This is a genomic window from Starkeya nomas, assembly GCF_902703545.1.
In the GTDB taxonomy this organism is placed as follows: Bacteria; Pseudomonadota; Alphaproteobacteria; order Rhizobiales; family Xanthobacteraceae; genus Ancylobacter; species Ancylobacter moscoviensis.
Genome location: NZ_CACSAS010000001.1, coordinates 2,436,809 through 2,461,611, shown reverse-complemented (window position 1 = coordinate 2,461,611; position 24,803 = coordinate 2,436,809). Strand labels below are relative to the sequence as shown.

Annotated in this window: 19 protein-coding genes; 13 read left to right on the top strand and 6 right to left on the bottom strand. The window is 68.5% G+C overall.

The genetic code is table 11. The annotated features are described in order from the left end of the window. Window positions 1-94 precede the first annotated feature (94 nt). From STARVERO_RS11985 to STARVERO_RS11975, 3 genes are read left to right on the top strand one after another with little or no spacing between them, the layout of a single operon-like run. Window positions 95-622 carry a hypothetical protein gene (locus tag STARVERO_RS11985; protein ID WP_159598998.1) on the top strand — a complete coding sequence of 176 codons (528 nt, stop codon included), beginning with the start codon at window positions 95-97 and terminating at the stop codon, window positions 620-622. Continuing rightward, complete coding sequence (locus STARVERO_RS11980) at window positions 619-2,082, top strand: ATP-binding protein (RefSeq protein WP_159598997.1); 1,464 nt, start codon at window positions 619-621, stop codon at window positions 2,080-2,082. Before STARVERO_RS11985 ends, STARVERO_RS11980 begins: the two co-directional genes overlap by 4 nt. After that, window positions 2,079-2,744 carry a response regulator transcription factor gene (locus STARVERO_RS11975; protein WP_144342660.1) on the top strand — a complete coding sequence of 222 codons (666 nt, stop codon included), beginning with the start codon at window positions 2,079-2,081 and terminating at the stop codon, window positions 2,742-2,744. The genes STARVERO_RS11980 and STARVERO_RS11975 overlap by 4 nt, the downstream gene beginning before the upstream one ends. Window positions 2,745-2,778: 34 nt before the next feature. On the opposite strand, the gene STARVERO_RS11970 is transcribed toward STARVERO_RS11975, so the two are convergent. From STARVERO_RS11970 to STARVERO_RS11945, 6 genes are all read right to left on the bottom strand, one after another. Further along, window positions 2,779-3,438, bottom strand: a complete 660-nt coding sequence (locus STARVERO_RS11970) for a CoA transferase subunit B (RefSeq protein ID WP_159598996.1) — start codon at window positions 3,436-3,438, stop codon at window positions 2,779-2,781. Further along, window positions 3,438-4,157: a CoA transferase subunit A gene (locus STARVERO_RS11965; protein ID WP_159598995.1), complete on the bottom strand. Its 720-nt coding sequence runs from the start codon at window positions 4,155-4,157 to the stop codon at window positions 3,438-3,440. The genes STARVERO_RS11970 and STARVERO_RS11965 overlap by 1 nt, the downstream gene beginning before the upstream one ends. Before the next feature lie 109 nt (window positions 4,158-4,266). Continuing rightward, window positions 4,267-4,776 (bottom strand): acetone carboxylase subunit gamma, encoded by a 510-nt coding sequence (locus STARVERO_RS11960; RefSeq protein ID WP_159598994.1) that lies wholly within the window; start codon window positions 4,774-4,776, stop codon window positions 4,267-4,269. 65 nt (window positions 4,777-4,841) lie between these two features. After that, the gene (locus STARVERO_RS11955) at window positions 4,842-7,172 is read right to left on the bottom strand and encodes a hydantoinase B/oxoprolinase family protein (RefSeq protein ID WP_159598993.1); all 2,331 of its coding nucleotides are present in this window, start codon (window positions 7,170-7,172) and stop codon (window positions 4,842-4,844) included. Between the two features lie 37 nt (window positions 7,173-7,209). After that, window positions 7,210-9,363 (bottom strand): hydantoinase/oxoprolinase family protein, encoded by a 2,154-nt coding sequence (locus STARVERO_RS11950; protein WP_144342665.1) that lies wholly within the window; start codon window positions 9,361-9,363, stop codon window positions 7,210-7,212. A 194-nt stretch (window positions 9,364-9,557) separates the two neighbouring features. Further along, window positions 9,558-11,504, bottom strand: a complete 1,947-nt coding sequence (locus STARVERO_RS11945) for a sigma-54-dependent Fis family transcriptional regulator (protein ID WP_159598992.1) — start codon at window positions 11,502-11,504, stop codon at window positions 9,558-9,560. 321 nt (window positions 11,505-11,825) lie between these two features. Between STARVERO_RS11945 and STARVERO_RS11940 the strand changes: the two genes are divergently transcribed. The 10 genes from STARVERO_RS11940 to alaS all read left to right on the top strand — a co-directional run bounded on the left by STARVERO_RS11940 (window position 11,826) and on the right by alaS (window position 24,669). Next, entirely contained in the window at window positions 11,826-12,518 is a 693-nt protein-coding gene (locus STARVERO_RS11940; protein ID WP_159598991.1) for an HAD family hydrolase, read from the top strand. Continuing rightward, the gene (locus tag STARVERO_RS11935; RefSeq protein ID WP_159598990.1) at window positions 12,515-13,474 is read left to right on the top strand and encodes a sugar-binding transcriptional regulator; all 960 of its coding nucleotides are present in this window, start codon (window positions 12,515-12,517) and stop codon (window positions 13,472-13,474) included. The genes STARVERO_RS11940 and STARVERO_RS11935 overlap by 4 nt, the downstream gene beginning before the upstream one ends. A 254-nt stretch (window positions 13,475-13,728) precedes the next feature. After that, window positions 13,729-15,048 carry an ABC transporter substrate-binding protein gene (locus tag STARVERO_RS11930; protein ID WP_144342669.1) on the top strand — a complete coding sequence of 440 codons (1,320 nt, stop codon included), beginning with the start codon at window positions 13,729-13,731 and terminating at the stop codon, window positions 15,046-15,048. 185 nt (window positions 15,049-15,233) lie between these two features. Further along, complete coding sequence (locus STARVERO_RS11925) at window positions 15,234-16,106, top strand: carbohydrate ABC transporter permease (RefSeq protein ID WP_144342670.1); 873 nt, start codon at window positions 15,234-15,236, stop codon at window positions 16,104-16,106. Between the two features lie 2 nt (window positions 16,107-16,108). After that, the gene (locus tag STARVERO_RS11920; protein WP_144342671.1) at window positions 16,109-16,939 is read left to right on the top strand and encodes a carbohydrate ABC transporter permease; all 831 of its coding nucleotides are present in this window, start codon (window positions 16,109-16,111) and stop codon (window positions 16,937-16,939) included. A gap of 10 nt (window positions 16,940-16,949) precedes the next feature. Then, window positions 16,950-17,948 (top strand): ABC transporter ATP-binding protein, encoded by a 999-nt coding sequence (locus tag STARVERO_RS11915; protein ID WP_159598989.1) that lies wholly within the window; start codon window positions 16,950-16,952, stop codon window positions 17,946-17,948. Between the two features lie 113 nt (window positions 17,949-18,061). After that, window positions 18,062-19,498 (top strand): mannitol dehydrogenase family protein, encoded by a 1,437-nt coding sequence (locus tag STARVERO_RS11910; RefSeq protein ID WP_159598988.1) that lies wholly within the window; start codon window positions 18,062-18,064, stop codon window positions 19,496-19,498. Between the two features lie 30 nt (window positions 19,499-19,528). After that, the gene (locus STARVERO_RS11905) at window positions 19,529-20,512 is read left to right on the top strand and encodes a carbohydrate kinase family protein (protein WP_159598987.1); all 984 of its coding nucleotides are present in this window, start codon (window positions 19,529-19,531) and stop codon (window positions 20,510-20,512) included. Between the two features lie 149 nt (window positions 20,513-20,661). Continuing rightward, window positions 20,662-21,747 carry a recombinase RecA gene (recA, locus tag STARVERO_RS11900; RefSeq protein WP_144342675.1) on the top strand — a complete coding sequence of 362 codons (1,086 nt, stop codon included), beginning with the start codon at window positions 20,662-20,664 and terminating at the stop codon, window positions 21,745-21,747. A gap of 270 nt (window positions 21,748-22,017) precedes the next feature. Then, the gene (gene alaS, locus STARVERO_RS11895; RefSeq protein WP_159598986.1) at window positions 22,018-24,669 is read left to right on the top strand and encodes an alanine--tRNA ligase; all 2,652 of its coding nucleotides are present in this window, start codon (window positions 22,018-22,020) and stop codon (window positions 24,667-24,669) included. The last annotated feature ends 134 nt before the right edge of the window (window positions 24,670-24,803 follow it).

Sequence of the window (24,803 nt, the reverse complement as noted above, 5' to 3'; positions counted from 1 at the left end):
TCGTCACTATCAATGCTGAACGCTGTTTCCGGCTCACGGTGAGGCGGTGGCTGAGTTCTTTCGGGGAAAGATCATAAGAAGTTTATAAGTATAGATGAACGCCGTTCCGCTTCTCCTCATTCGCGCGCTTTTCGGCGCGGCCGTCGTCGTCGCTCTCGCGGGCTGCTCGGACGAGCGTGAGCCGGAGCGTCGCGAACGCGTAGCGGCGCCGGCAGGCGATGCGGTAGCGCGGCTCACCTGGCTGTCGCCGACCGACGGGACCGAGCCCGCCCTGTGGCTGGCGAGCCGCGAGGCGGGCAGCGACGTCGCTCCGTCCGATCCCGCGGTGGCGGACTGGCGGGCGCGCCTCGCCGATGCCGATGACCGCTTCGGCGAGACCGACCGGATGATCGCCAACCGGGCGGTGCAGCTGGAGACGATGCTGGGGGAGATAAAGGTCGCCGAGCCGGCGCGGGAGCTCCTGGCGGACTTCTCGGGGCTGGCGGCGAAGGGCTCGCGCAGCGGCTTCAGCGACCTCTGCCAGCATTATTACAATCTGCGTGCCCGGGGCCTCTCGCGCGACGCGGCTCTCGCCGCGCTTCGCTCCGAGGGCGGGGGCAAGGCCGGGGAGGGGGTGCCATGAGCGCCTTCGCCCCCGAGCCCCCCTTCAGCTTCTGGCACGGGCGTTCGCTGCGCTGGCAGATGATGGCGGCGGTGATCGCCATCAATCTCGGCGCCGCGCTGGTGGCGGTCGTGGTCATCATCGCCAATGCGCGGCGGGCGACCGAGATCGAGATGAACGCCTCGCTTTCGGTGGCGGAGCGCTTCGTCGCCGAGACGGTGGAGCGGCTGGCGGGGAATCAGGACGGCGGGAACGGTGCCGCCTCGCTCGCGCAGCTGCCGCTGCATATCGGCGGACTGCGCCATGTGCGCATCCGCATCGAGGACGCGCAGGGCAATGCCGTCGATCTGGCGCCGACGGGCGACGACGACGGTGAGGACGGCGCGGACGAAACGCCGGTGCCGGGCTGGTTCGCGGCCCTGGTGAGCGTGGACGGGGTTGAGCGCGATATTCCGGTCGTGGAGGGCGGGCGCGTCATCGGCCATGTGCGGCTGGCGGGCGAGGCCTCGGACGAGATCGCCGAGGTCTGGAACGACATGTCCGACCTCGCGCTGCTGGCGCTGGTGGTGAACATCGCGGTCCTCGGCGCGCTCTATCTCGTGCTGGGGCGGCTTCTCCTGCCGCTGAAGACGCTCTCCGCCGGTCTCTACGAGCTGGAGGAAGGCCGATTCGGGCACCGGCTGGCGCGGCCGAAAGTGCGCGAGCTCGCCCTGATCGCCGACCGCTTCAACGCGCTCGGCACCGCGCTCAACGGGGCCCGTGATGACAATGCCCGTCTCAACGAGCACATCATCCACCTGCAGGACGAGGAGCGCCGGCAGATCGCCGCCGACCTTCACGACGAACTCGGCCCCTGCCTGTTCGGCCTGAGGGCGAATCTCGAATCGGTGGATCGGCTGGCGGGGCGGGCGGAGCCGGACCTCGCCCGTCGCATCGGCGAGCGCACCGGCACCATGGCGGAGATCCTCGACCGGGTGCAGGACCTCAACCGGCGCCTGCTGCGCAAGATACGGCCGATGGCGCTCGGCCATGTGCCGCTGGCGGCGGTGATCGCCGACCTCGTCGCCGATTTCGAACGCCATTCCCCCGGCCGCTCCTTCCGCCTCTCGGCCGAGGGCGTGGCCGACCGTTACGGCGACAGCGTGGACATCACGGTCTATCGTTGCATCCAGGAAGCGGTGACCAATGCGCTGCGCCATGGCGAGGCGCGCAACATCGCGATCACGCTGCGTGACGAGACGGCGGCGGGCCGGCTCTGCCTCGTGGTCGAGGATGACGGGCTGGGCGTGCCGGCCGGTGCGGCGCGCGGCTTCGGACTGCTCGGCATCGAGGAGCGGGTCGGGGCGCTCGGCGGAAGCTGGCGGCTCGTTCCGGCAACGCCGCGCGGCACGCGGGTGGAGATGAGCGTGCCGGTGCGTGCCGCCCCGGCGGACGGCGCCAACAAGCAACCCGGCAAGCGGGAAAGGGCCACGACGACATGACGAGCGTGCTGGTGATCGACGACCATCCCATCGTGCTGCAAGGCTGCCGGCGGCTGCTGGAGGATGCCGGCGTCGAGCGGGTGCTGGAAGCAAGCACCGTGCTCGGCGGCTATCGCGCCTTCCGCCGGGAAAAGCCGGACGTGGTGATCGTCGATCTCGCCCTGCACGGCAACGGGCTGAGCGGGTTGATGCTGGTGCGCCGGCTGCGCGCGCAGAACACCCGCACGCCGATCCTCGTCTTCTCCATGCACGGCGATCCGGTGATCGCCAGCCGGGCGCTGGAGGCGGGCGCCACCGGCTATGTGCTGAAGGATTCCTCCTCCGGCGCGCTGCTCGAAGCCTTCGAGCGGGTGCGGCGCGGCCAGCCCTATATGAGCCACGACCTCGCCATGCAGGTGGCGCTGCTGGGCTCGCGCAAGGAGGCGCCGCTCGCCGACATCACGCCGCGCGAATTGCAGACGCTCTCGCTGCTGGCGGAGGGCAAGGACTATGCCCTCATCGCCCACGAGCTGGGCATCAGCTACAAGACGGTGGCCAATACGTGCTCGGCGCTGAAGTCCAAGCTCGGCGCCAACAGCCTGCCCGAGCTGGTGCGCTGCTCGATCCAGTATCTGTCGTCCTCGCCGGCCGGCATGGGCGGGCGCCCTTCGCGGCTGTCCTAGCGCGGCCCGCCGTGCCGCGGGCCGCGGCTTCGGCTCAGGCGGAGGCCCCTGCGAGGTACCAGTGCGGGATGTCGAAGGGCACCGCCGTGCGCTCCTCCACCGTCGCCACATCCACGCCCGGCGCCAGCTCGACGAGGGCCAGCCCGCCGCCGCGCCAGACCTTGAACACGCACAGATCGGTGATGATCAGGTCGACGACGCCGCGGCCGGTGAGGGGCAGGGTGCACTCGGGCAGGATCTTCGGCTCGCCCTTCGCGGTGTGTTCCATCAGGACGATGACGCGCTTCACGCCCGCCACCAGGTCCATCGCCCCGCCCATGCCCTTCACCATCTTGCCGGGGACCATCCAGTTGGCGATGTCGCCGGTCTCGGACACCTGCAGGGCGCCGAGGATCGACAGGTCGATATGCCCGCCGCGGATCATGGCGAAGCTGTCGGCGGAGGAGAAATAGCTCGTCGTCGGCAGCTCGGTGATGGTCTGCTTGCCGGCGTTGATGAGGTCGGGGTCCTCCTCGCCCTCGAAGGGGAAGGGGCCCATGCCGAGCATGCCGTTCTCGCTCTGGAGCTGTACGGAGATGCCGGGCGGGATGTGGTTCGCCACCAGCGTCGGCAGGCCGATGCCGAGGTTCACGTAGAACCCGTTCTCCAGCTCGCGGGCGGCGCGGGCGGCCATCTGATCTCGTGTCCAGGGCATCAGGCGGGCTCCTTCTGGCGCGTGCGGACGGTGCGCTGCTCGATGCGCCTGGGCGCATCCGGCACCGGGACGAGCCGGTCGACGTGGATGCCCGGCGTGTGGATGTGATCGGGGTCTATGGCGCCGGGCTCGACGAGGATCTCGACCTCGGCGACGGTGACCTGCGCGGCGGTCGCCATCATCGGATTGAAGTTCCGGGCGGTCTTGCGATAGGCGAGGTTGCCCTCGGTGTCGCCCCTGTGGGCGTGGACGATGGCGAGATCGGCGGTGAGTGCGCGCTCCATCACGTAGTCGGCCCCGTCGAAGTGCCGGACCTCCTTGCCCTCGGCGACGATGGTGCCGACGCCGGTGCGGGTGAAGAAGGCGGGGATGCCGGCGCCGCCGGCCCTTATGCGTTCCGCGAGGGTACCCTGCGGATTGAACTCCAGCTCCAGCTCGCCGGACAGGTACTGTTCCTCGAACAGCTTGTTCTCGCCGACATAGGACGAGATCATCTTCGCGATCTGCCGGGTCTCCAGCAGGATGCCGAGGCCGGCGCCGTCGATGCCGGCATTGTTGGAGATGACCGTCAGCTCGCGGACGCCGGAATCGCGGATGGCGTCGATGAGGGCCTGTGGGATGCCGCAGAGCCCGAAGCCTCCCGACATGATGGTCATGCCGTCGAAGAGGAGGCCGTCGAGCGCGGCGACGGAATCGGGGCGAAGCTTGCCTTGCGCCATCGCGTCTCTCTTTCAGGATGGGAATGGAGGATCGGGCGGCCGGAAGGCCGCCGGAGCGGGGGACGCTCCGGCGGCAGAGGCACGCCGGCCGGCGTGAGCCCGGCCAGGCTCAGGCGGCGTCGGCGCGCTCGGGGACCGGCAGGCCGAGCCAGTCCTTGTAGAAGGTGTCGATGTCGGGCTCGAAGTCGCGGATCACCGGATACCAAGGCGTCGGCGCCTCGACGTCATGCAGCGTGCCGCATTCCGCGCAGTAGTACTCGCGCAGCACCTGCCAGGAGGAGGTCGGCGCCATCAGGCGCGGATAGAGCTCCTCGAGCTCCTCGGCGGTGTCGCGGACATGGATGTGCGCGTGCAGCTTCCAATTGTCCCGCCAGTCGCAGAAATCGTGGCCGCACTGGCAGCGGACCGTCCATTTCTTGCTGGCCTTCTGCTGCACGATGTACAGCTTCGGGCCGAGCGGCAGCACGATGCGGTCGCTCCACGGCACCCGCTCCTGAAGGATCTCGATATAGGTCGCGAAGCGCTCGGGGTCCTTCGGGGTCGAGAGCATCTGGTGCAGCGTGTCGTGATCGACGGTGCCGTCGATCAGGTCCGCGATCTTGGCGCGCGTATAGGCCATGGTGTTTCCTCGCTTTGTTTGTTGATGAGGTGAGCGGGCCGACGTGACCGCCGGCCCGCCTGGCGTCATTCCTCGACGAACTGCACCGTCTTCACGTCCGGCAGCTCGGACACGTCCATGGAGTAGCGCGAGCCGTAATGCGGCACGCCGATCTCCTCCTCGGTCAGGATCCAGCTCTCCGGCAGGTCCCAGAAGGAGCGGAAATCGGCCTCGAAGCGCGGCCCGAGCTTGAAAGAGGCGGCGAACATCTGCCGGACCTGGGTGCCGGCATCCTTGGCGAGGATCTTCTCGCGTTCGCCGCGCATCCAGTCGCGCGTCGGCACCGAGGTGGCGATGCGCTGCTTGCGGATCACCACACGGCGTTCCTCGGTCGCGGGGGCGTCGAGCACATAGGCGCCGTCCGCTTCCTTCTGCGCCACCACGCCATAGACGGAGAGGGCGAAGCGCTCGATCAGGTAGCCGCCGTTGAGGTCGTCCACCACGCTCTGGGGCACGCGGTCGAGCGGATCGCCGAAGCCCGGCCCGCCGCGCATGTAGTTGAGGTAGAGATCGTAGTCGGCAAACATTTCCTCGGTGGTGATGGCCTGCTTGTCGCGCTTGATGACGGCGCCCTTGATCAGGTCGTCCCAGACGGGGTTCTGCGGATCGGTGTCGCCGCCGAGCGGGATCGGCTTGCCGGAGGCGATCAGCTCCTTGAGGCCGGTATCGTGCGCGGCGAAGCGGTAGCCGGAGGCCGCCGGATAGCCGCCCATCAGGCCCCAGTCGGACGAGATGTGGCCGTTGCCCATGAAGAACATGGTCCAGTCCTTGGCGTTCCAGACCAGACGCAGGCTCTCGAAGCCGCAGCCGCCGCGGTACTTGCCGGCGCCGCCGGAAGACGCCTTGATCTGGCGACCGAGATAGACGAGCGGTTCGGCCAGCTCCCAGATCTCCATGTCGCCCATGTCGCCTTCGGGGTTCCAGATGGCAGCGGCGTGGGAGAGGCCGTCCTGCACGGCGGTGGCGCCGGTGCCGTTCGCCGCGCATTCGAACGAGTTCACGGCGTGGATCTCGTCGTACTGGTTGAAGCCGCCGCCCTGCAGCCAGTTGGAGGTGTTGGCGTTGCCCGCGTTCACCTCCTCCAGATAGCCGCGCCCGAAATAGGAGCGCGACAGGCCGCGCCACAGCGCCGTCCACGCCGAGACGAGGAAGTGCCAGCTGTAGGAGAAGGCGACGCGGCGGTCGTCCGGGTTCATCCACGTGCCCTTGGGCAGGCGGAACTCGGTGCCGTAGGCCGCGCCGTCATTGATCATTTCCGACGGGATCAGCGTCTGGGTCATCATCACCCAGATGCCGGAGGTGAAGCTCACCTGATGGGCGTTGTAGGTGTGCCAGCCCCAGCGGCTGGAGCCTTCGAAATCGAGGCGCCAGGTTCCGTCGCCGCGGATGGTGATCTCCGAGGGGGCGTGCATGATGGTGTCGAGCTTGGCGAAGTCCGAGGGCACGCGCACGTCGGGATGGGCGTAGGGGACGTCGACGAAGCCGACCTGCCGGTACTTGCCGGGGATGGTCATCGCCTTGATGCGGTTCTGCAGGCCAAGCCGGCCGTGCTCGACCGCCTCATAGGCGAACTTCCAGTAGGCATCGATGCCTTCCTCGGAGATCACCTCCTCCACCAGCTTGCGGATCATGTGGCAGCCGGCGATGCGGGTGCGCTCGTCCAGCATCCAGTAGCGGGTGGTGCGCACCATGCGCTGGCTCTCATGCAGCCAGTCGCGGAACAGCGTGTCGTTCTCGCCGACCTTGCGGCAGGTGATGGAGTAGCCGTCGCCGAAGCGCTGCACCTGGCCCGTCGCCATCGAGCCGGGGCCGACGGCGCCGGTGTCGATGACGTGGGTGACGCCGCCGACCCAGCCGATCAGCTCACCCTCCCAGAAGATCGGGACGATGGTGTGGATGTCGCAGGGATGGACGTTTCCGATCAGCGAGTCGTTGTTGCAGAAGATGTCCTTGTCGCGCACGCCCGGGTTATGCTCCCAGCCGTTCTCGATCATGTATTTGATCGCCGCGCCCATGGTGCCGACATGGATGATGATGCCGGTCGAGGTGAGGATGCTGTCGCCGGCGGCGTTGTAGAGGGTGAAGCAGAGCTCGCCCTCCTGCTCGACGATCGGCGAGGCGGCGATCTTCTTGGCGGTCTCGCGGGCATCGACCACGCCGGCACGCAGCCGCGAGAACAGCTTGTTGTAGAGGATGGGCTGGCTGTCGCGCAGCGCCATCGTCTCCATCCCGGCGTAGCAGCCGGTCTGCTTGGTCGCGTCCATGATGCGGTCGCGGTGCTGCTTGAGCGTTTCGCCGCCGCGGACGATGCCGCCGGTCGACGCGTCGAGATCCTTGTCGCGAACACGGATGTTCATCTTCGGTTTCCTCCTGGTTTTCGGCTTGTCGTGGCGGTCAGACTTCCTTGAGGTGGAACAGCCGGTGGCCGTCCAGGAAGGTCTCGAAGCCGTCGGGGACGACGAAGGTGGTGGCGTCGGATTCGATGATGGCGGGCCCGACCACGCGGTTGCCGGGACGCAGCGCTTCCATCCGGTAGAGCTGCGCATCGACCCAGCGCTTCTTGCGGTAGAACTTTCGGGTGCCGATCTTCGCCTCTTCCGGGGGCGTCTCGCCTTCCAGCGGCTCCTTCGGGATCTTCGGCTTCGGGATCGGGACCGCGCCGCGCATGATGGCGCCGGTGACCGAATAGCCGAGCTCCGGCGAGCGGGCGGAAGCGGCGTAGACGCGGCCATAGGTGGTGTTGAAGGCGTCGACGAGCTGTTCCCAGTCCTCGGCGGTCGAGGCGTTCGGCAGCGGGGACTCGATCTCGAGGTCGTTGAGCTGCCCGCGATACTGCATGCGGTAGCCGGGCTGCAGCGTCACCTGCTCGGGCGCGTAGCCGTTGAGCTTGAATTCCTCCAGCACGTTGTGGGTGAGCTCCTCCCACGCCGCCTGAAGCGTCTTCGCCGCCGCCTCGCGCTGATCCGCCGGGGCGTCGGGCGCGAGGTTGATGTCGAGCGACTTGTCGTAGCGGTACTCGAAATCCGCCGCCGCGCAGCCGAAGGCGGAGAAGCCCGCCGCCCAGGCCGGCACGATGACGTCCTCGAAGCCGAGACCCTCGGTGTAGCCGTAGGTGTGGACCGGGCCGGCGCCGCCATAGGAGAAGCACACGAAGCTCTGCGGGCTGTAGCCCTTGCCGGAGATCATCGAGCGCAGATAGTCGCGCAGGTCGCTGTCGAGCAGCTCGATGACGCCGGCCGCCGCGTCCTCGACCGACAGGCCGAGCGGATCGGCGAGCTGCGTCTTGATGGCATCGACGGAGCGCTGACGGTCGAGCTTCACCGCGCCGCCGAGGAAGTTGTCGGGGTTCAGATAGCCCAGGACCATGTGGCAGTCGGAGACGGTGACGGTCTCGATGCCGCTTTCCTTCCAGCACACGCCGACGCGGTAGCCGGCCGAGTCCGGGCCGAGCTTGATCGCCTTGGTGTAGGGATCGAGCCGGATGAAGGAACCGGCGCCGGCCCCCACCGAATCCATCGCCACCAGCGGCAGCGACAGGACGAGGCGCGCCATGTCCGGGTCGTTCTTGATGGTGAGCTCGCCCTGGGTGATGAGGGCGACGTCGAAGGAGGTGCCGCCGATATCCGAGCAGGCGATGTTGTTGTAGCCCAGCACCTCGCCGAGATATTTCGCGCCGATGACCCCGCCGATGGGGCCGGACACGATGGTGCGGGCCAGTTCCTTGGCCTTCCACGAGATGGTGCCGCCATGGGTGGCCATCACGCGGAAGTCGAACTTGGTGCCGCGGTCCTTGAAGGCGTCCGAGATCTTCTTCAGCGTCTGGCGGGAGGGCTCCGCCGCGTAGCCTTCGAGGATGGTGGTGTTGGTGCGGTGGGTCTCCTTGCGCACCGGATAGTAGTCCGCCGAGGCGAAGACCGGGATCGTCTTGCCGCTCCTGCCGATCTCCTCGGTGACGATGTCGCGCACGCGGCGCTCATGCGCCGGGTTCTTGTAGGAGTGGAGCAGGCTGATGACGATGCCTTCCACGTCGGCGGCGATCAGCTCCCGGGCGGCCTCGCGCACGCTGTCCTCGCGCAGCGGGATGACCACCGTGCCGGACATGTCGATGCGCTCGACCACGCCCCGCGTGAGATTGCGCGGCACCAGCGGCGGGTCGTAGCGGTGGGTGTTGAGATGGATGCGGTCCTCATAGGCGTAGCCGAGATAGGCCTGGATCGCCCGGCCCATGCGGTGGAAGTCCTCCAGCCCGCGATTGACGATGAGGCCGCATTTCAGGCCCTTGCGCTGCACCACGCGGTTCAGCATGGCGGTGCCGGAATAGACGCCGGTCTGGAGCTGCTTGAGGGCGGCGTCGAGCGAGAGGCCCCAGTTGCCGAGGCCGTCCTCGCTGGAAGCGATCAGGCCGAGGGCTTCATTCTGCGGCGTGCTCTGCGCCTTGCCGACGACGAAGTCGCCGTCGGAGTCGACGAAGAACGTGTCCGTCATGGTGCCGCCGGCGTCGATGCCGAGCACCTGCACGTTTCTGTTGGTCGGAGAATGGATGTTCACAGGCGTCCTCCTGGTGTTCAGCCGGCTTCTGCCGAGCCGGGCCACAGGGAGAACGCAGAAGGCGTGCCAGTATCGGCGCGCCGTTGCCTGTCGAGTATTCGCAGATACTTACCGCGACCGCGAAGAGCGTCTTCGCGCTTGCATCCTGTCCGATTGTCGGACGACGGACGGACGATCGGCGGACGAGGCGGTGTTCAGCGGACGGTGCCGCCGCCGCGATACCCGTTGAGGCGCAGATAGAGGGTGGAGCGGGCGATGCCGAGGCGCCGGGCCGCCTCCGTCAGATTGCCGCCGCAGGCTTCCACCTGGGCGAGGATCGCCGCGCGCTCGGTCGCCTTGAGGTCAACGGCGGGGGCAGGGGCATCCGGAAAATCCATCGCCGCCGCGCCGGGCCGGGGCACGAGGGGGGCGTGGCCGTCAAGCTCGGGCGGCAGGTCGTCGAGGCCGATCACGTCGCCATCGGCGAGCGCGATCATCGCGTCGACGACGTTGCGCAGCTCGCGCACATTGCCGGGCCAGGAATAGTGACGCAGGCGCTCCAGAACCTCCGGCGCGAAGACGGGGACCGGCCGGCCCTGACGCGCGGCGGCGGCCTGTGCGAATCCGCCGGCCAGCGTCACGACGTCCTCGCCGCGCTCCCGCAGGGAAGGGATGCGGATGCGGGCGGCGGCGATGCGATAGTAGAGATCGCGGCGGAAGCGGCCGGCCTCGACCTCGGCGGCGAGGTCGCGATTGGTCATGGAGAGGATGCGGATGCTGACCCGGCGCCCCACATGGTCGCCGACCCGGTAGACCACGCCGTCCTCCAGCACGCGCAGCAGATAGGATTGCAGGTCGAGCGGCATCTCGCCGATCTCGTCGAGACAGAGCACGCCGCCGTCCGCCTGCTCGATGCGGCCGGGGCGACCCTTCTCGTCGGCGCCGGTGAAGGCGCCCCTGGTATAGCCGAACAGCTCGCTGGCGATGAGGTCGCGCGGCATGCCACCGCAATTCAGCGGCACGAAGGGACCGCTAGCGGCCGGGCTGGCGCTCCTGATGGCGCGGGCGAAGAGTTCCTTGCCGACGCCGGTCTCGCCCTCGATGAGGATCGGCAGGCTGTTGGCCGCCAGCTTGCGGGCCCGCTCGCGGGCCTCGCGCATCGGCGCGCTGGAGCCGAGGATGCGGTCGAAGCCGATCTCCGGCTCGACCGCCTCGCGCGGGCTCTCCACCGATGCGGACGAGCGGCCGCGGCTGCGGTGCATCACGATCAGGCAGCCGATGGCCTCGCCGTCCGAGCGGACGATCTCCACGCTGGCATTGGGAAAGCGGTGGCGGCAATTCTCCTCCCACGCCTCGTGTTCAGCAGCGCCGATGAGGTGGCGGACCTCCTCGGCCAGCCGCTCGGGCGCCGCATCGGACTGGCGCCGGGCGGAATCCGCCGCGTGCACGAGAAAGCCCCGCCGGTCGACGACGAGAATCTCCTCGCTCAGCCAGATCGAGCGTTTCGAGACGAAGCTGCGCAGCAGCAGCTCATGCTCGAGCTTCGCGGTGCGATACAGCCCGGCTTCGATCTCCTGGCCGATGGCGACGGCGAGCGCGAGGCTCTGCGGATTGAAGTGATCGACGGGGCCGGAAATGTCGACGATACCGAGCAGTTGATGGTCGAGCGGATGGCGGACCGGCGTGGCGGCGCAGGTCCAGCGCTGCACGTCCTCGCAGAAATGCTCGGCGCCGCGGATCTCCGTCGGCCGCCCGTCGATCAGCGCGGTGCCGATGGCATTGGTGCCGATCACGCCTTCGTCCCAGCGCCCGCCGGTTTCCAGATGGTTGCGGCGGCCATGGTCGACGACGCGCGGGTCGCCCGCCGTCTCGATGATGAAGCCGCTGGCGTCGCTCAGGATCATCATGGAGGAGGCGTCGGCGAGGAAGAGGCCGGAACGTTCGAGCGCCGGGCGCGCCACGTTCAGCAGCGCCGCGTTGGCGGAGCGACGCCGGTAGATCTCGGGCTCGGCCGCCAGAGGCGCCTGCGCGCGCTCGATGCCGATGCCCCCGGCGCGGGATCTTTCCCATGACGCGGCCAAGGGACGGGGCACGCCGGCAAGCTCTGGCGCGCCGTCACTCAGGAAACGTTCCCAAGCCGCACGGATCGCATTCTGCTCCATGCCGCTGTCCTCCCCTGCAGAGGAGGAGCGCCGAATGTCCCGGTTCTCCGTTGGCGTGCGGAGAATGAGGGCATGTCGCGGGATCCCGATCGGGTTCGAACAGAAAGGATCCGGCCATGCGACGTCCGGGTCGCGAACGCTCCGTCCTAGGTCTGCTTTTGATGCCGCGCTTCTTTCTTCGGCGCGTGCGCGGTGAAGGTAGGACGCTTTCGCGCTCCGACGCAATGCACAGCAAAACGGCGGACGGCAAATGTGATTTCGCGCCGGCCGCCGGATACACGTCGCTGGACGCCGGGCGGGATGAAGACTAGATCGCTAGCCATGCGCCCGGCCCTCATCATCTTCGATTGCGACGGCGTGCTGATCGACAGCGAGGTTCTCAGCGCCCGTGCGCTCATCGACGAATTGGCCTGTCACGGCGTTGCCGTCGACATGGGCTTCGTCGCGCGCCATTTCATCGGCCGGGCCTATCCGGTGATCGTGGCCGAGGTGAGCGAGCGCTTCGGCGTCACGCTTCCTGACGATTTCGAGGAACGCTATCGCGGCCGGCTGCTGGCCTCGTTCAGGACGGGTCTCGCCGCGATGGCCGGCGCGATCGAGACGGTGGAGGCGTTGCAGGTGCCGGCCTGCGTCGCGACATCGTCGAGCCCGGCGCGGCTCGCCGCCTCGCTCGCCATGGTCGGGCTCGACCGGCATTTCGACGGCCGGACCTTCACCGCCAGCGAGGTGCCGCGCGGCAAGCCGGCGCCGGACCTGTTCCTCCACGCGGCGGCGGTCATGGGCGCCGACCCGTCCACCTGCGTGGTGGTGGAGGACAGCGTACCCGGCCTGCTGGCGGGTCTCGCCGCCGGAATGCAGGTGTGGCGCTTCACCGGAGGCAGCCACCTTGCCAATATGGACGTGCCGCTACCCGTCGATTGCCGTCCGCATCGCAGTTTCGCGAGCTTCGCCGAGCTGAGGGCGGCGCTGCCTCACCTGTTCCACCCGTCCGCTGGCGTAGTGAACCTCGCATGAGCCTTCTTCCCGACGCCGACCCTTCGACCGACGACCAGGCCGCCCGCGCCGCCTGGCTGTATTACGTGGGCGGCCTGACGCAGGACCAGATCGCGGCCGAGATGGGCGTCTCCCGCCAGCGCGCCCAGCGACTCGTCAGCCGGGCGGTGGCGGCCGGGCTTATCCATGTGCGGCTGAACCACCATCTGGCGACCTGCCAGTCGCTGGAGGCGGCGCTGCGCGAGCGCTTCGGCCTCGTGCGCTGCCGCGTGATGCCCGGGCTGGGGCCGGATCGCGATCCCGTGCGCGCGATTGCGCCGGCGGCGGCGGCGGAGATGGAGCGCGTGCTGCGGGAACCGCGTTCGCTGGTCATCGCGCTCGGCACCGGGCGGGCACTGCGCGGCATGGTCGAGGCGCTGGCGCCGGTCGAGGCGCCGCAGCACCGGCTCGTCTCGCTGCTCGGCAACATCGCGCCGGACGGCTCCGCCTCCTATTTCGAGGTCATCATGCGGCTGGCCGAGAAGGTCCACGCGCCGCATTATCCGATGCCGGTGCCGGTGATGGCGGACACGCCCTCGGAGAATGCGGTCCTCCAGTCGCTCGGTGCGGTGCGCAAGGTCCGCGAGCTGGCGCAGGAGGCCGACGTGACCTTCGTCGGCATCGGCCAGATGACCGACGACGCGCCGCTGCTGACCGACGGCTTCCTCACCCCGGGCGAGTTGCGTGAGATCCAGGCGGTCGGGGCGGCCGGCGAGATCGCCGGCTGGATCTTCGACGGGGAGGGGCGCTACCTCGACCTGGCGATCAACCAGCGGATGACCGGCGTGCGGGTGCCGCCGACTGGCCCGGACCGCCCGGTGATCGCGATCGCCGCCGGCGAGGTGAAGATCGCCGCCGCCGCGGCGGCGCTGAAATCCGGCATCATCAACGGGCTGGTGACCGACGAGCCGACGGCCATCGGCATTCTCGCGCGCTGAGGCGCCGCCGGGCGGGCCGTTCCCGCCCTGATGGGCAACACCATTCACATACAAGCGCGCAAGCCCCTCGTACCGCCCTCCGGGCGCGTGCGCGGCCTTGCCGTGGAAGCGTTTCCCCCTAGCTCAGAACGGGCATGGACAGCCGCCGGTCTCTCGCGTCCGCAGCATGGAAGGGGGTTGACGGGCGTCAGGGTCACGTGAATATTTGCCCACAAGGCGATGAAATGCTCAATTCGCCGCAAGGGAGGAGAGTCATGACCGTTACGTTCCGCGCCCTCGTGGGCGCGTCGATGATGCTTGCCTTCGCCGGCACCGCATCGGCCCAGACGACCATCACCGTCGCGACGGTGAACAACGGCGACATGATCCGCATGCAGCGCCTCATGTCGGACTTCTACGCCAAGCATCCCGACATCAAGGTCAACTGGGTGACGCTGGAAGAGAACGTGCTGCGCCAGCGCGTGACCACCGACATCGCCTCGAAGGGCGGCCAGTACGACGTGCTGACCATCGGCAACTACGAGGTGCCGATCTGGGCCAAGCAGAACTGGCTGCTGGCGCTCGACAATCTCGGCGCCGACTACCAGCAGGACGACCTGCTGCCGCAGGTGGCCCAGAGCCTCACCGTCGACGGCAAGCTCTATGCGGTGCCGTTCTACGCCGAGAGCTCGATGCTGATGTACCGCACCGACCTGCTGGAGAAGGCCGGTCTCAAGATGCCGGAGAACCCCGACTGGGACTTCATCACCGACGCGGCGGCCAAGATGACCGACAAGAGCGCCGGCGTTTACGGCATCTGCCTGCGCGGCAAGGCCGGCTGGGGCGAGAACATGGCGTTCCTCACCTCCATGGTGAATTCCATGGGCGGAAGCTGGTTCGACATGCAGTGGAAGCCGCAGTTCGACCAGCCCGAGTGGAAGGCGACGCTCGACACCTACCTGAAGCTGATGTCGAACTACGGCCCGCCCGGCGCCTCCTCCAACGGCTTCAACGAGAACCTCGCGCTGTTCCAGACCGGCAAGTGCGGCATGTGGATCGACGCTACCGTCGCCGCTTCCTTCATCTCCGATCCGAAGGAGTCGAAGGTCGCCGACAAGGTCGGCTTTGCGCCGGCGCCGACCCGTGCGGGCGGCAAGAACCACGGCAACTGGCTGTGGTCGTGGAACCTCGCCATTCCCGCCACCTCGACCAAGGCGGACGCGGCCAAGACCTTCGTGGCCTGGGCGACCTCGCCCGAATACACCAAGCTGGTGGCCGAGAAGGAAGGCGTCGCCAACGTGCCGCCCGGCACGCGGACCTCGCTCTACAAGAATCCCGACTATCTGAAGGTCGCACCCTTCGCCGAGATGACGCTGAAGGCGATCGAATCCGCCAACACCGCGCACCCCTCGGAGAAGCAGGTGCCCTATACGGGCGGCCAGTTCGTCGCGATCCCGGAGTTCCAGGCGATCGGCACGGCCGTCGGCCAGCAGTTCTCGGCCGCCGTCGCCGGCAAGTCCAAGGCGGAGCAGGCGCTCACCGCCGCGCAGGCGCTGACCGTCCGTGAAATGACCCGCGCCGGCTATCCGAAGTAGGCGTTCGCATTCCCGTCCACCGGCGCCATCGCGCGCCGGCGGGCCGAGCTGCCGCGGTCCGGGAATTCCCGCCCCCGTGCCGCGGCAGGCCGGCAGACGAGACCAGCCCGCGTCCGTCGCGGTCTCACTTTTGCGCACCACCCGCGGGGCCCGCCCGCGAGCGGCACCAGCCAAGGTATCCGTCCATGGCGACGCAAGCCTCACGCACTGCAGGCCGGCTCATGCTGTCCCCGGCGGTCATCCTGCTGTTCCTGTGGATGATCGTGCCGCTGGCGATGACCGTCTACTTCTCCTTCCTGCGCTTCAACCTGCTGATGCCGGGCACGGAGGAGTTCACGGGCTTCGAGAACTATCTCTACTTCTTCACCGATCCGTCCTTCTGGCCGGCGCTGATCAACACGCTGACCCTCGTGCTCGGCGTGCTGGTGATCACGGTGGTCGGCGGGGTGGCGCTGGCGGTGCTGCTGGACCAGCCGATGTGGGGGCAGGGGATCGTCCGCATCCTCGTCATCGCGCCGTTCTTCATCATGCCCAGCGTCTCGGCGCTGGTGTGGAAGAACATGCTGATGAACCCGGTGAACGGGCTCTTCGCCTCCATGGCGCGCGGGCTCGGGCTGGAGCCCTTCGACTTCTTCGCCGAGGCACCGCTCGCCTCCATCATCGCCATCGTCGCCTGGCAATGGCTGCCCTTCGCCACGCTGATCCTGCTCACCGCGCTGCAGAGTCTCGACCAGGAGCAGATGGAGGCGGCGGAGATGGACGGGGCCGGCTGGTTCTGGCGCTTCCTCCACTTGACCATCCCGCACCTGATGCGCTCGATCACCGTCGTCGTGCTGATCCAGACGATCTTCCTGCTCTCCGTCTTCGCCGAGATACTGGTGACGACCAATGGCGGGCCCGGCACGGCGTCCACCACGCTCACCTTCCTCGTCTACATGCAGTCCATGCTGCAGTTCGACGTGGGGCTGGGCTCCGCCGGCGGCATCGTCGCCGTCATCCTCGCCAACATCGTCGCGATCTTCCTCATGCGGATGATCGGCCGGAACCTGGAGGCCTGACCATGGCGCGCGAGGTTTCGAAAGGCCGCAAGGCCGCCGTCACGGCTCTCGCCTGGGGCATCGGGCTGCTGATCTTCTTCCCGATCCTCTGGACGGTGCTGACCTCCTTCAAGACCGAGGCCGAGGCGATCGCCTCGCCGCCCTCGTTCCTGTTCTTCGACTGGACGCTGGAGAACTACGAGACGGTGAACGAGCGCTCCGACTACCTCGTCCATTTCTGGAACTCGGTGGTGATCGCGCTCGGCTCGACGCTGGTCGGGCTCCTGGTCGCGGTCCCGGCCGCCTGGTCCATGGCCTTCGTGCCGGGAAAGCGGACCAAGGACGTGCTGATGTGGATGCTCTCCACCAAGATGATGCCGGCGGTCGGCGTGCTGGTGCCGATCTACCTGCTGGCGCGCGACACCGGCCTGCTCGACACCAAGCTCGGCCTCGTCATCGTGCTGACGCTGGTGAACCTGCCGATCATCGTCTGGATGCTCTACACCTACTTCAAGGAGATCCCCGGCGAGATCCTCGAGGCCGCGCGCATGGACGGCGCCTCGCTGAGCTCCGAGATTCTCTACGTGCTGACGCCCATGGCGGTGCCGGGCATCGCGTCCACCCTGCTGCTCAACGTCATCCTCGCGTGGAACGAGAGCTTCTGGACGCTGAACCTCACCGCGGCCAACGCCGCGCCGCTGACCGCCTTCATCGCCAGCTATTCGAGCCCCGAGGGGCTCTTCTACGCCAAGCTCTCGGCGGCCAGCACCATGGCGATCGCGCCGATCCTCATCCTCGGCTGGTTCAGCCAGAAGCAACTCGTCCGCGGCCTGACCTTCGGCGCCGTGAAGTAGGGGGAAACCAATGGGCGAAATCGTCCTGTCCCAGGTGAAGAAGTCGTTCGGCGGCGTCTCCATCATCCAGGGGATCGACCTGCGCATCGCCGACGGCGAGTTCGTGGTCTTCGTCGGCCCGTCCGGCTGCGGCAAGTCCACGCTGCTGCGCCTCATCGCCGGGCTGGAGGATGTTTCCTCCGGCAATATCTCCATCGACGGGCGCGACGCGACCGACCTGCCGCCGGCCCGGCGCGGCCTCGCCATGGTGTTCCAGAGCTACGCGCTCTACCCGCATATGAGCGTGCGCAAGAACATCGCCTTTCCCCTGCGCATGGCCGGCGTTCCCGCCGCCGAGCAGGAGCGCAAGGTGGAGGCGGCGGCCAGGGTGCTGAACCTGACGCCCTATCTCGACCGCAAGCCGAGCCAGCTCTCCGGCGGCCAGCGCCAGCGCGTCGCCATCGGCCGCGCCATCGTGCGCGAGCCGGCGGCCTTCCTGTTCGACGAGCCGCTGTCCAATCTCGACGCGGCGCTGCGCGTCTCGATGCGGCAGGAGATCTCCGAACTGCACCAGTCGCTCAAGACGACGATGATCTACGTCACCCACGACCAGGTGGAGGCCATGACCATGGCCGACAAGATCGTGGTGCTGAACGCCGGCCGGATCGAGCAGGTCGGCAGCCCGCTGGAGCTCTACCGGCGGCCGGCCAACCTCTTCGTCGCCGGCTTCATCGGCAGCCCGAAGATGAACTTCATCGAGGGGACGGAGGCGGCGAAGCACGGCGCCCATACGCTCGGCATCCGGCCGGAACATATCGACATCGCCGCCGCCGGCCCGTGGAAGGGCAGGGTGGGGCTCTGCGAGCATCTGGGCTCCGACACCTTCCTGAAGGTGGATGTCGAGGGCGTCGGGCAGATCAACGTCCGCGCCAGCGGCGAGGTGGCGCTCGCCTTCGGCGACACGGTCGGCCTCGCCCCCCAGCCGGACAAGCTCCACCGCTTCGACGAGGCGGGCAACGCCGCGACGTGACGCGGTGACGTGACACGGGAGGGCGCGGCCCGGCCGTCCCTCCCATTCCCGAGATCGACCCCTGCGTCGCCCGGCGCCCCGGCGCGGACGGCGACAACCCGAATGGCACGACAATGAGCAGCCCCGCCGTATCGCTTCCTTCCTATGACCGCTCGACGCTGACGCCGGGCATCGTCCATATCGGGCTGGGCAATTTCCACCGCGCCCATCAGGCCGTCTATCTCGACGACCTGTTCGCGCTCGGCGAGGGCCATGACTGGGCGATCATCGGCGCCGGGGTGCGGCCGGCGGACGCGCGCATGCGCGAGGCGCTTCTGGCGCAGGACTGCCTGTCGACCGTCATCGAGCTCGATCCGGCCGGCCGTCGGGCGCGGCGGGTCGGCGCGATGATCGACTTCCTGCCGGTGGAGACCGGCAACGCCACGCTGATCGCCGCCATGGCGAAGCCGGAAATCCGCATCGTCAGCCTGACCGTGACCGAGGGCGGCTACTTCATGGACCCGGCGGGCCGGCTCGACACCGGCGCGGCGGAGATCGCCGCCGACGCGGCCAATCCCTCCGCACCTGGCACCGCGTTCGGCGCCATCCTTGCCGCGCTGAAGGCCCGCCGCGCCGCCGGCATCGCGCCCTTCACGGTGATGTCCTGCGACAACCTGCCGGGCAACGGCAGTGTGACCCGCCAGGTGGTCATCGGCCTTGCCCGGCTGTTCGACCCGGAGCTGGCGGCATGGGTCGACGCCCATGTCGCCTTCCCGAACGGGATGGTCGACCGCATCACCCCCGCGACGGGCGAGCGCGAGCGGGCCATGGCCGCCGCCTTCGGCATCGCCGATCCGGTGCCCGTGACCTGCGAGCCGTTCCGTCAGTGGGTGCTGGAAGACCGCTTCCCGGCCGGCCGCCCGGCGCTGGAGAAGGTGGGCGTGGTGTTCACCGATCACGTCCATGCCTATGAGACGATGAAGATCCGCATCCTCAACGGCGGCCACGCGATCATCGCCTATCCCGGCGGGCTGATGGACATCGATCTCGTCCACGAGGCGATGGAGGAGCCGCTGATCGTGGCCTTCCTCGACCGGCTGGAGCGCGAGGAGATCATCCCGATCGTGCCGCCCGTGCCGGACACCGACCTCGGCGACTACTATCGCGTGATCCGCGCCCGCTTCTCCAATCCCGAGGTGGCGGACACGGTGCGGCGCCTGTGCCTCGACGGCTCCAACCGGCAGCCGAAATTCATCGTGCCCTCGATCCGCGACAACCGCGCCACGGGGAGGCTTCCCAAGGGGCTGATCCTCGCCTCGGCGCTGTGGTGCCGCTATTGCGCGGGCGTGACCGACAGCGGCGCGGCCATCGCCCCGAACGACCCGAACTGGGACGAACTCTCGGCGCGGGCGCGGGCGGCCAAGGCCGATCCTTCGGTGTGGTTCGGCATGCAGGATGTCTATGGTAATCTCGGAGAGGATGTGGAAGTGGTGGCGGCCTTCTCCGCGGCGCTCGACGCGCTGTGGAGCCGTGGTACGCGGGCCGTGCTGACCGACTATCTCGCCGGCTGAGCCTCCCTTCATTCCAGGACGGTGATTCCCATGCCCGCTTCGTCTTCGCCCCGCTCGCCGGCGCTTCTGTGCGCGGGAGAGGCGCTGATCGACATGGTGCCGCGCGACACGCCGGAAGGACGGGCCTTCCTGCCGCTGCCCGGCGGGGCGGTGTTCAACACCGCCATAGCCGCCGCCCGCCTCGGCACCCCCACGCTGTTCTGGTACGGCCTCTCGACCGACCTGTTCGGCGACCAGCTGCGCGCCGCCCTCGACGCCGCCGGCGTCGATACCCGCCTGTGCCGTCCGGTCGACCGGCCCACCACGCTCGCCTTCGTCACCCTGGTCGAGGGCCAGGCGCGCTATCTCTTCCTCGACGAGAACACCGCCGGCCGCCTGCTCGCCCCGGATGACGTGCCCGAGGTGCCGGAGGAGGTGGGGGCGCTGTTCCTCGGCGGCATCAGCCTGGTCGGCGAGCCGGTCGGCAGCGCGATGGAAGCGCTGGCGGCCCGGGTGGCGGCGGACGGCCGGGGGCGGTTGATCATGCTCGACCCGAACATCCGCCCCGGCTTCATCCGCGACGAAGCGGCCTATCGCGCCCGCATCGACCGCCTCATCCGCCTCAGCCATGTGGTGAAGCTCTCCGACGAGGACCTGTTCTGGCTGACCGGGCCGGGCGACCTCGCCACCCAGGCGCGCCGGGTGCAGGCGCTGGGCCCGCGTCTGGTGCTGGTGACGCTGGGCGCCCGCGGCGCGCGCGCCTTCGGCCGCGACGCGCAGGGGGGCGACATCGAGGTGTCCGTGGCGGCGCCGGCCGTCACCGTGGCGGATACGGTGGGGGCGGGGGACACCTTCAACGCCGGCTTCCTGTCGGCGCTGGCGGAGGCCGGCGCGCTGGCCCCGGATCGGCTGGCGGCGCTGCCGCCCGCGACGCTGCAGGCCGCGCTCGCCTTCGCCGCCCGCGCCGCCGCCGTCTCCGTCACCCGCGCGGGCGCCAACCCGCCCTGGCGTAGCGAGATCCTCGAAGGGGAGTGAGGGGTGGGGCGGCGCGGGCCGATCGCACCGGAAACCGCCTCGAAGGAACTTGATGAGAACATATTGCGAACATCGAACAAACCGGGTACAACTGCACCAACTTATCCGAAACCCTATTCATCCTCTTGCGTGCAGCCCGGAGCCCGGCGATGACTCAAGCGACTCTGCGACTCGTTGAAGGATCTTCCATGGACAAGGCCAAGGCGCTCGACGCCGCGCTTTCCCAGATCGAGCGCCATTTCGGCAAGGGCTCGATCATGCGGCTGGGCAAGAACGAGCGGATCATGGAGATCGAGACGGTCTCCACGGGTTCGCTCGGTCTCGACATCGCGCTCGGCATCGGCGGCCTGCCGCGCGGGCGCATCGTCGAGATCTTCGGGCCGGAATCCTCGGGCAAGACCACGCTGGCGCTGCACACCATCGCCGAGGCGCAGAAGAAGGGCGGGGTGTGCGCCTTCATCGACGCCGAACACGCGCTCGACCCGATCTATGCCCGCAAGCTGGGCGTCGACCTCGACAATCTGCTGATCTCCCAGCCGGACGCTGGCGAGCAGGCGCTGGAGATCGCCGACACGCTGGTGCGCTCGGGCGCGGTGGACGTGCTGGTGGTCGATTCGGTCGCCGCGCTGACCCCGCGTGCCGAACTCGACGGTGAGATGGGCGACAATCAGCCCGGTATGCAGGCGCGGCTGATGAGCCAGGCGTTGCGCAAGCTGACCGCCTCGATCAACCGCTCCCACACCATGGTGATCTTCATCAACCAGATCCGCATGAAGATCGGCGTGATGTATGGCAGCCCGGAGACCACCACGGGCGGCAACGCGCTGAAGTTCTATTCCTCGGTCCGTCTCGACATCCGCCGTATCGGCGCGATCAAGGAGCGCGACGAGGTGGTGGGCAACCAGACCCGCGTGAAGGTGGTGAAGAACAAGCTGGCGCCGCCCTTCAAGCAGGTCGAGTTCGACATCATGTATGGCGAGGGCGTCTCCAAGATGGGCGAGCTCATCGATCTCGGCATCAAGGCCGGGGTGGTGGAGAAGTCGGGCGCGTGGTTCTCCTATGACAGCCAGCGGCTCGGCCAAGGGCGCGAGAACGCCAAGAACTTCCTGCGCCAGAACCCGGAGGTCGCCGGTCGCATCGAGGCGACGATCCGCCAGAATGCCGGCCTGATCGCCGAGCAGATTCTCGCCGGTGCCGAGGGCGGCGAGGAGGACGAGGGCGACGCCGAGGGTTGAGGCGTCGTCTCCTCCCGGTTTCCCGACGGCGTGTTCTGGCCGGTGGGAGTGAAGCCGGCGCGCTTCTCGCAGGGCGCCGGTTCGGGTTCCGGGAAGGGTGTTGCATGGCGCGCCGCGGCCCAGCGGGGCCGGGTTCCGGAGGGGCCGAGGACAGTGCTGTCGCGCTTTCTGGACAAGGTGTTGGCGCGTCGTTAGAACCGTTGCGCCCGCGCCGTCTTGTGCGGGCCGGTGCCACCGGCGCCGAATGTGTCATCGGCGGATCCGGGTTCAATGAGCGGCGTTAACGAGATACGTGCGACCTTCCTCGACTACTTTGCGAAGAATGGTCATCAAGTGGTTGAATCATCGCCACTTGTTCCGCGCAACGACCCGACGTTGATGTTCACCAATGCCGGCATGGTGCAGTTCAAGAACGTCTTCACCGGCATCGAGAAGCGCCCCTATTCGCGCGCCGCGACCTCGCAGAAATGCGTGCGTGCCGGCGGCAAGCACAACGACCTCGATAATGTCGGTTACACGGCGCGACACCACACCTTCTTCGAGATGCTCGGCAACTTCTCCTTCGGCGACTATTTCAAGGAGAACGCCATCGAGTTCGCGTGGAACCTGATCACCCGCGAATTCGAGCTGCCGGTCGATAAGCTCATGGTCACCGTCTACCATGAGGACGACGAGGCCTTCTCGCTCTGGAAGCGCATCGCCGGCCTGCCCGATTCCAAGATCGTGCGCATCGCGACCTCCGACAATTTCTGGCAGATGGGCGACACCGGGCCGTGCGGCCCGTGCTCGGAGATCTTCTACGACCACGGTTCCCACATTCCCGGTGGCCCGCCCGGCTCGCCCGATGCCGATGGTGACCGCTTCATCGAGATCTGGAACCTCGTCTTCATGCAGTTCGAGCAGCTGCCGGGCGGCGAGCGCGTCGTGCTGCCACGGCCGTCGATCGACACCGGCATGGGGCTGGAGCGCATCTCGGCGGTGCTCCAGGGCACGCACGACAATTACGAGATCGACCTCATGCGCGCCCTCACCGGCGCGGTCGAGGAACTGACCGACGTGCCGGCGGACGGTCCGCAAAAGGCGAGCCACCGCGTCATCGCCGATCATCTGCGCGCCTCGACCTTCCTCGTCGCCGACGGCGTGCTGCCCTCCAATGAGGGGCGCGGCTACGTCCTGCGCCGGATCATGCGCCGCGCCATGCGCCACGCGCAGCTCCTCGGCGCCCGCGACCCGCTCATGCACCGCCTGGTGCCGGTGCTGGTCCGCGAGATGGGGCGGGCCTATCCCGAGATCGTGCGCGCCGAGGCGCTGGTCACGGAAACGCTGCGGCTCGAGGAAACCCGCTTTCGCAAGACGCTGGAGCGCGGCCTGTCGATCCTCGAGACGGAGAGCGAAGGCCTCAATGCCGGCGCCAAGTTCTCCGGCGAGACGGCGTTCAAGCTCTACGACACCTACGGCTTCCCGCTCGATCTGACCGAGGACGCGCTGCGGGCGCGCGGCGTCGGCGTCGACGTCGACAGTTTCAACGCCGCCATGGAGCGCCAGCGCGCCGAGGCGCGCGCCTCCTGGGCGGGTTCCGGCGAGGCAGCAACGGATACGGTGTGGTTCTCCGTGCGCGAGGATGTCGGCCCGACCGAGTTCCTCGGCTACGGCACCGAGACGGCGGAAGGCACGGCGACCGCACTGGTCACGGAGGGGCGCCGCGCCGGCGAACTGCCGGCCGGCGGGCGCGGCCTCGTGGTGCTGAACCAGACGCCGTTCTATGGCGAATCCGGCGGTCAGGTCGGCGATACCGGCGTGCTGACGGGCGAGGGCGGGCTGCGCGCGCGCGTCGTCAACACGCAGAAGAAGCTCGGCGACATCTTCGTGCACGAGGTGGAGGTGGAGAGCGGCACGCTGGCCGTCGGCGCTGCCCTCGCGCTCGTCGTCGACAGCGATCGCCGCCAGGCCGTCCGCGCCAATCATTCGGCGACGCATCTGCTGCACGAGGCGCTGCGCCGGGTGCTGGGCGATCACGTGGCGCAGAAGGGCTCGCTGGTGGCGCCGGATCGCCTGCGCTTCGACTTCAGCCATCCCAAGCCGATGGACGAGGCCGAGCTGCGGCAGGTCGAGGACATCGCCAACCGCATCGTGCTGCGCAACGAGCCGGTCGTCACCCGGCTGATGGCGGTCGACGATGCCATCGAATCGGGCGCGCGGGCGCTGTTCGGAGAGAAGTACGGCGACGAGGTCCGCGTCGTGTCCATGGGCACGGATCCAGGCAACGGCGCTCCCTATTCGGTGGAACTGTGCGGCGGCACCCATGTGGCGCGCACCGGCGACATCGGCATCATCAGCCTGCTCGGCGAGAGCGCGGTAGGCGCCGGCGTGCGCCGCATCGAGGCGATGACGGGCGATGCCGCCCGCTATCACCTGAACGGCGAGAGCCGGGCGCTGCACGCGGCCGCCGGCCTGCTCAAGGCGCCGGTCGGCGAGGTCGAGGCGCGCCTTGCCCAACTCGTCGAGGAGCGCCGCAAGCTGGAGCGCGAGCTCGGCGAGGCCCGGCGCAAGCTGGCCATGGGCGGGGGCACCGCCGGCGAGGAGCCGACGCGCACCATCGGCGCCATCAAGCTGCTGGCACGGCAGGTGACGGGTATCGAACCGAAGGACCTGAAGAGCCTCGTCGACGAGGGCAAGAAGCGCATCGGCTCGGGCATCGTCGCCATTGTCGGGGTGACCGACGAGGGGCGCGCCGGGCTCGTGGTCGGCGTCACGGATGACCTCATCGACCGCTATGACGCCGTCGCGCTGGTTCGCCACGGCGCCGAGGCGCTCGGCGGTAAGGGCGGCGGCGGCCGGCGCGACATGGCGCAGGCCGGTGGGCCGGATGGCGGCCGCGCCGCCGAGGCGCTGGCGGCGATCGAGAGCGCTCTGGCCGGCTAGGTTCCTGCCGGCGGCCTGGCCGCTGGGAGGGCATTTTCAGTTGTGCTCGTTCCGTCCGGATGAAAGGTGTCAGGACGGAACGAGCACTCGTTTCAACAGGCCGGAGCATTTCTGGCTCGGCCCGATGCCCCCAT